9 protein-coding genes are annotated in these 6,693 nt (G+C 47.2%); 4 read left to right on the plus strand and 5 right to left on the minus strand.

All coding sequences use genetic code 11. From position 1 onward, the window contains the following. The first annotated feature begins 193 nt into the window (after positions 1–193). Positions 194–334, plus strand: coding sequence for a hypothetical protein (locus QZP87_RS06435; RefSeq protein WP_291322102.1), 141 nt, complete (start codon positions 194–196; stop codon positions 332–334). On the opposite strand, the gene QZP87_RS06440 is transcribed toward QZP87_RS06435, so the two are convergent. The 3 genes from QZP87_RS06440 to QZP87_RS15545 all read right to left on the minus strand — a co-directional run bounded on the left by QZP87_RS06440 (position 327) and on the right by QZP87_RS15545 (position 2,771). Next, complete coding sequence (locus QZP87_RS06440) at positions 327–629, minus strand: PAS domain-containing protein (RefSeq protein WP_363330995.1); 303 nt, start codon at positions 627–629, stop codon at positions 327–329. The two genes, QZP87_RS06435 and QZP87_RS06440, sit on opposite strands and share 8 nt — an antisense overlap. A gap of 225 nt (positions 630–854) precedes the next feature. Next, entirely contained in the window at positions 855–1,955 is a 1,101-nt protein-coding gene (locus tag QZP87_RS06445; RefSeq protein ID WP_291322103.1) for an ATP-binding protein, read from the minus strand. A 390-nt stretch (positions 1,956–2,345) separates the two neighbouring features. After that, positions 2,346–2,771, minus strand: a complete 426-nt coding sequence (locus QZP87_RS15545; protein WP_363330994.1) for an ATP-binding protein — start codon at positions 2,769–2,771, stop codon at positions 2,346–2,348. 594 nt (positions 2,772–3,365) lie between these two features. On the opposite strand from QZP87_RS15545, the gene QZP87_RS06455 reads away from it, so the two are divergent. Both QZP87_RS06455 and QZP87_RS06460 read left to right on the plus strand, forming a co-directional pair. Further along, complete coding sequence (locus QZP87_RS06455; RefSeq protein WP_291322108.1) at positions 3,366–3,641, plus strand: type II toxin-antitoxin system RelE/ParE family toxin; 276 nt, start codon at positions 3,366–3,368, stop codon at positions 3,639–3,641. Between the two features lie 12 nt (positions 3,642–3,653). Then, entirely contained in the window at positions 3,654–3,965 is a 312-nt protein-coding gene (locus tag QZP87_RS06460; RefSeq protein ID WP_291322104.1) for a HigA family addiction module antitoxin, read from the plus strand. Positions 3,966–4,240: 275 nt separating this feature from the next. Here QZP87_RS06460 and QZP87_RS06465 read toward each other — a convergent pair whose 3' ends face one another. Both QZP87_RS06465 and QZP87_RS06470 read right to left on the minus strand, forming a co-directional pair. Then, on the minus strand, positions 4,241–5,014 hold the full coding sequence (locus tag QZP87_RS06465; protein WP_291322105.1) for a sulfite exporter TauE/SafE family protein: 774 nt from the start codon (positions 5,012–5,014) through the stop codon (positions 4,241–4,243). 441 nt (positions 5,015–5,455) lie between these two features. After that, a complete protein-coding gene (locus QZP87_RS06470) occupies positions 5,456–5,701 on the minus strand; it encodes a phosphohydrolase (protein WP_291322106.1) in 246 nt (81 codons plus the stop codon). Positions 5,702–5,969: 268 nt separating this feature from the next. Between QZP87_RS06470 and QZP87_RS06475 the strand changes: the two genes are divergently transcribed. Then, positions 5,970–6,242 (plus strand): Smr/MutS family protein, encoded by a 273-nt coding sequence (locus tag QZP87_RS06475; RefSeq protein WP_008869062.1) that lies wholly within the window; start codon positions 5,970–5,972, stop codon positions 6,240–6,242. The last annotated feature ends 451 nt before the right edge of the window (positions 6,243–6,693 follow it).

Below are 6,693 nucleotides of genomic sequence, written 5' to 3' on the forward strand. Positions count from 1 at the left end.
CAGGCTGGAGCCTGGGAACGAGAGGGGAGCGGCTGGAGCCTGGGAAAGCGTTCCCAGGCTGGAGCCTGGGAACGAGAGGTAACCAGGAACCGATTTTAGCAACCAACATGTTGGTTTGAAATTTGTGCTAAGCGCCTAAATTATCTCTATTTCAGTCAGTATACCCATCCATATTTTATCAATCAGGGTCATCATGTATATACCACAAAGACAGCTGTCCAATCTCAGAGATGCAGTCAGGCCGGGCAAAGTCGTGGTCGTCTACGGTCCCCGCCAGGCCGGAAAGACAACCCTTCTGAAAAAATTGCGCATCTATTCACCATATTCTACCTAACCCTGACTTTTTCATCACCAACCACCCAGACATTTTTAGAGGCCCAGATCTTAGTGCCATCCTTTTGCACCAGGCGGCACTCAAAGTCCTTTACCTGGCTCCGGGTTTCAAGCTGGTGCAGCAACTCTTCCCTTTCCCGGGGGTCAGCATAAACCTGGGTGGCAATATCTTTAACCGAATCCAAAAGTTCCACTGGGGAATCATAGCCCAGCATCCCGGACAGGGCGGGATTCACCGAAAGGAAACGGCCTGCTGGAGTGGAGGTAAAAATGCCTACAGGGGCATTCATCAGTATAGCTTGAGGGTTCTCAAAGACAGGCGACTAGAGTGAGCCTTGGTTCATTGATGAGGAAGTCTTCTGCGACATTTACCAGATCCTTGGCTGATGCGTCTGCAAAAAGTCTTTTTTGCAGACGCAGTTGACAACAGTTTACAGTTGACAGTTGAAGGGAAAATCAAAGAGTTAGAAAAATACGTTCAGGGACCAAAATCAACTTTTCGACTTTTTGCAAGTGCATCATCAAATACTAGAAAAATTCTCCAGTAAATTCGTACGGATTATTTTACGGCGTTCCAATGGAATCGAAATATCAAAGCTGGTGCCTTTTCCTTTTTGTGAATCCACATCTATCCTTCCTTGATGATTATCTACTATTCTTTTGAAAATGGACAGATCTATGCCTGCCCCATCAGCCTTTGTACTGAAAAAAGGATGAAAGATATAGGGCAGAATATCAGACGGGATTCCTCTACCGTTATCCTTTACCAAGACTTTGCACTCATTATCAACAGTAAAAACCCTTATGGTTATTTTGGGATTCTCTTCGCAGGCATCCAAGGAATTCTCTATTAGAATTTTCATTGCCCTGATCAACAAAATCCGATCGGCCATAAGTTCTAAGGGTTCAACTTCAATATCCAGTTTGCATCCTGTATTGTTTATCCTTTCCTGAAAGTCTTGTTTAGCTATGTCCATGACCTCTTGAATCTCTACTTTTTTGAGTACTGGCTCAGGCATTCCAGCAAAGAAGCCCACCTTCTCAACTATACTTTCAATCTTTTTCAGATTGGAATGAATCAGATTATAATATTCCTCACCCTCAACAGAGGCAACACAGGACTTATAAAGTTTGCGCAGAAAACCCCCAATACCCACGAGAGGATTTCTTATTTCGTGGGCGACGCCATTGGCTAATTTAACCAGATCTTCATAATTAATCTGTTTAAAAACCTTTTCCATTTTTTTGGTCTTATCAATGTCAATGATCGAAAAGAAGTTCAGATTGTTTGCAGGTTTCCGGCAGGAAGACACCCTGACATGAGCAAAAAATCGAGCCTTGTTTCTCCTGAGCAGCATTATCTCATCTTCAAAAACTTCACATTGCTCAGCCAGGTAAAGAAGATTAGGGTACAGGTAGTCCTGATCTTCAGAAGTAAAGAGTATAGACAGATTTTTTCCTGTGAGCCCCTCGGAAGTATAACCAAAAACCTGTTTAACCCTTGAGTTGGCATTGAGGATCATGCCCTGGGGATCAGTTATGATTACCGCATTCTGAACAGCAAACAGAATTTCTTCGTTTATTTCTTTTGACAGAATATGAGTGTTGCATTCCGAGGACATGGTAGTTCTCCTGTAACCATTTAGGGGATGTCTTAATCAGCCTTGGGGACGTAACCATTCAGGGGGTGCCAGCAATCGCCACCGAGAATAGACTTGAGGCGTACTCCCCAGCCGTGAGCGGCAGAGCCGCCCGCCTGTCCCGTGAAACAAACGTAGTTTCAGCGTAGCTGGTTTCACTGGGATGTGCAAAGAAGTTGCCCGTGCCAAAAAAACTTCTTAGGCACGGGAAGCCTTCAGGCTTCACACGGGTGCTCCGCACACACGGTTTTGAAGAATATTGTTCCTCAGCAAGGCATTGCCCGCCTGGCAGACAGGCAAATTAGCATATCTCCCCCCTGAAGGGTTACCTGGGGACATTCCCCAGGGACGCCATTACAATTGATAACTGAATCAGAACTTCCAAGTCAATTGCTTCAGCTCCTCCAGGGCTTTTTCAAAGTCGTAGTCCAGGATACTCCTACCGGACAGATCCGCAGCAAGTGCGGTAATGCTTTGAGAGCTGCTGAAATCATGCTGCCTGGTTTTTTCTCCAGTACCCAGGGCAAAAGGCAGGGTGAAATAAAAGGTGCTGCCCTGGCCGGGCGCGCTCTTAACCCCGATATCTCCGCCCATGAGTCCCACCAGGGACTTGCATATGGAAAGTCCCAGGCCGGTACCCCCGTAGCGCCGGGTGATGGAGCCATCAGCCTGGGTGAAAGATTGGAATAACTCTGCCTGTTGCTTCTCGCTCATACCCATGCCGGTATCCTGGACCCGGAATTGCAAACGGACCCTGTCGCTGCCATTTTCCCGGAATTGCTCCAGAGCTTCCACCATGTATATGGGACAGGCACCCCGGCACTTATTTTTTATTGAACAAGAAACAGATTAGAAAAATAAGTGCCGGGAGAGCCAGTCCCCGTGCTCAACGCGTCCTGCAAGGGTTCACCGAATGATGCCCCGGAGGGGCCACTTTTTCCGCGCAGGTTCGTGGAAAAAGTCTAGTCACTTATACAAATAGATTTTTTTAAATTATTTGACTTAAGTCAAATTTTTTAAAAAAAATAAACTTTTTTTTACAATTTCTCGGTCTATCCTTTGCAAATATTCAGGGAATCTTGAAACCTCTTGTTTATCATTGATTGTTTTTTTCCGGAAACGAAAAGTTATTTCTTTTAGCAAGGAAATCAAGCAATTATGAGGAGGCGTATCTTACGGTTGACGAATAATTGGGCAGATTGATCACGCGAGGCGCGTGGCAGGCTCAGCCACAGGGAAAAAGAACCGTTTCCGAAATTTTCAAGGCTGACAAAAGAAAGTTTGAATCGATCAATTCGTGTGCAACTTGCATCGGTCATGTCATTTGCTCCTGACCTCTAATGACTTCAAAGGTTGACGATTGTAACCATTGCGGTTACATAGTCATGAATTATTAAACCCTTTAAGCAGAAGGAACTCGAAGTTTTTTATTATTATGGATCAACAAGAGGCATTAGCCCCGAGCATGCAGACAAAATATCCAGAATCCTGGATCGACTGAACGCTGCAAATGACATAATTGATATGAACTTCCCAGGGTCTAACCTGCATAAGCTTTCAGGAAAACTCAAGGGACAATATTCCGTCCGGGTCTCGGGAAATTGGAGAATATTCTTTAAATTCATAGAGGGCGATGCTTATGTCGTTGACTATGATGATTATCATTAAAAGGTGACTATTATGACGACAATGAAAAGACAACCATCTCATCCCGGATATATTCTGAAGAAAGATTATCTGGAACCACTGAACATTTCTATAACCGGCATGTCTGAAACGCTGGGTGTATCCAGAAAAACCTTGTCAAAGATATTGAATGGGCGAGGTTCAGTGACTCCTGACATGGCCCTAAGGCTCTCACGAGCCCTCAACACGACACCAAGGTTGTGGCTCAACCTCCAGAATAGCTACGATCTTTGGCAGGCAGAACATCTTTCCAGCGCCTGGAAGGATGTACGTCCCTTGACATCACAAGCCCTGAATTCTGTCTGAAAATTATGATGGTTGCCTCACTCTAATGACTGCTACCCAAGTCAACGGATATTTTCTTAGGTTGTCCTTCCCAATTATTCTGAAGACCGGCGGAAAAGGGGTGCCGGAATCACGCCTTTGGCGTGAGTGGGGACAGTCCCCGCGACACCTTGCCTTCACAATCACCAAAATTACAAGCGCAAAATTCCATGATTCTGCACAGACCTACACGGCGGGGGACAGTCCCCAGGCCTTGTTCCAGTAATCAACACCGAGGACCCTCTGAATGGTTACGATTAGACTACACCCAGGATGAGCAGGATGGAAACAAGCAGGAGCATAATGCCTACAATAAGCTGTACTGTTCTGAAGGTGATTTTGGACAATACTCTGCGCCCGATAAAGGCTCCGGCAAAGGCTGCCAGCATGGCCGCAGCAATAAGAGGCAGGTTTTCACGGATTTCTGGACTGTGCACCATACCGGAATAGACGGTGATCCTGGAAACATCCACAAGCACCGCGATAACCACCCCGGTTCCCACAAAGGCCTCTTTATCCAGGCCGGATTTGAGCAGAAAAGCACTGCGAAAAGCCCCCTGGTGTCCGGAAAGGCCCCCGAAAAATCCGCTGAGCACTCCGCCCAGGGGCAGGTACGCAGGAGATATCTGCAGCCGGTTCAGGGGTGAGTATAGCTCCAGCATGGCAAAAAACCCCATCAGGAGTCCAATGACCAGGTTTACCGGGTAAACCTCCATGTGCCTTCCCCAAAGCTCATAACTATAAACCGGCTCCAGGTCCGCCAGAGACAGAAGAAGCCAGGCCCCGGCAAAACCCGCTGCCAGGGCCGGCAGCCCAAAGCGCAGCAGTGTTGCGGTATCTGCTTTGTTGCCTATGAGAAAAAGTTTGAAAATATTATTGGCCAGGTGCACCACTGCAGTCATGGCTACAGCAGCCTGAACAGGAAAAAACAGAACAAAGGCCGGTAAAAGAAGGGTGCCCAGGCCGAATCCGGAAAAAAGGGTGAGTCCGGAAACACCCATGGCCACGATACAGATAAGTAGATAATCCAAAGCAGCACTTCCTGTCAGTTTACCAGATAAAAGGGCTGTAATCATTCAGGGGGAGCCAGCAATCGCTACCGAGAATAGACTTGAGGCGTACTCTCCAGCCGTGAGTGGCAGAGCCGCCAGCGTGCAACGAAGTTGCCAGCCTGCCCCGTTGAATAGCTCAAAGAGCTAGCCCGCAGGGCATTCAACTGGGGTGCCAAAAAAATCTTCTTAGGCACGGGAAGCCTTCAGGCTTCACACAGGTACTCCGCACACACGGTTTGGAAGAATAAAGATCCCCAGAAGCATGCCCCGCCCATATCTTTAAACGCAGCCTTGATGTATTCGTTAGAGTTTCTTCAGGCTTTGTGTGCGCAGGTAGCAAATAGTTTTAAGGATATGTGCGGGGGCATTACCCGCGTGGCAGACAGGCAAATTGGCATACCCTGAAGGGTTACAAAGGGCTTATGTTTTCTGTTTTCCAGCCTGCATGGCCTGCCAGCGTTCTTTACCCACGCATTCCCTGGCCGAAGGGCACCAGTCCACGCAGGAGGGCATACGGTCCCTGAAAACCATCTTTTTGCATCTGGGGCATCTTCTTTTAGTTTCGTCGGAGAACATCTCTACTTCATGGCCGCAATCCTGACAAGATATCAGGTCCACCTCCAGGTTGCGGGTACTGCTGCCTGGGCACTGGATTGGATTAGACATTTTCTTCCTCCACGTTTTGCCTGCATGCTCAATACCTCCAGGAGGGGTTGCCCCGCAAGCTTGCTTATGTTTTTTTCAGCTTCTCAACACTATATTTGCTTTTGCCGGGTTCAGAAGCGAGATGCTGATCTGCAAGTCAATTTCCTCTGATGGTTGCACAAGCCGGGCAAATCGTTCATTGACTTAAGTCAAATAATGAATGAATAATGCAGATAAAGCTGAACAGTTTTTCTGTTTTGACTCAACCAAAACAAAAGGTGATAATAAAATGTCCAGCAGGCGTCTTAGCCTTGATTTGCACCCGATCTTCAACAAGGGTCGCGAGATCGATGCCGCCCTGGAAAACGCCTTTCAGGAAGCCAGGCAGAAAAAAGCCAAAGAACTGGAGATAATCTGCGGAAAAGGAACAGGACAGTTGAAAAAACGAGTCCTGCGCTTTCTGGACCGGGATGACATAAAAAGCACTTACCACCGGATCAACAGGGATAAAGACAACTCGGGCAGGGTATTTGTCTATTTTCGCTGGCAAAGAGGCCAGTAACATGCCTGCAAAACCTGGAGGCATGAATACATCCAGGGCCGGAAGATAACTAATGCTGGGTTTGCCCGCAACCCAGATAAGAAAAGAGTTTTTGGCCCACAGATCACACAGATGTACCACGCGAGGCGCGTGGCAGGCACAGATGGAAGAAAGAGCTTTTATGTGCATACCAGGAATGAAGAACCTGGTATGCACATGGTCTCCACCGCATCCGCGGTAGATACCGTGGAGTAATCTTCCCCCGCCCGAAGGGCTGATACCTTTTCCTTGCGGGTCCTGCCCCGTGAAACAACGCTGAAAGCGTTCCTGCGGAGCAGGGTTTCACTGGGGTCTTATTCCCGCAAGGAAAAAATATATATCTCTTCAATATCTTATATCTGTGTCAATCTGTGTGATCTGTGGGCAGTAGTCTTTTTCTTAAAAAATAAGTGCGGAACATTTACAGTGCCAA

Origin of the sequence: Desulfonatronospira sp. (genome assembly GCA_003563255.1) — a bacterium.
GTDB lineage: Bacteria > Desulfobacterota > Desulfovibrionia > Desulfovibrionales > Desulfonatronovibrionaceae > Desulfonatronospira.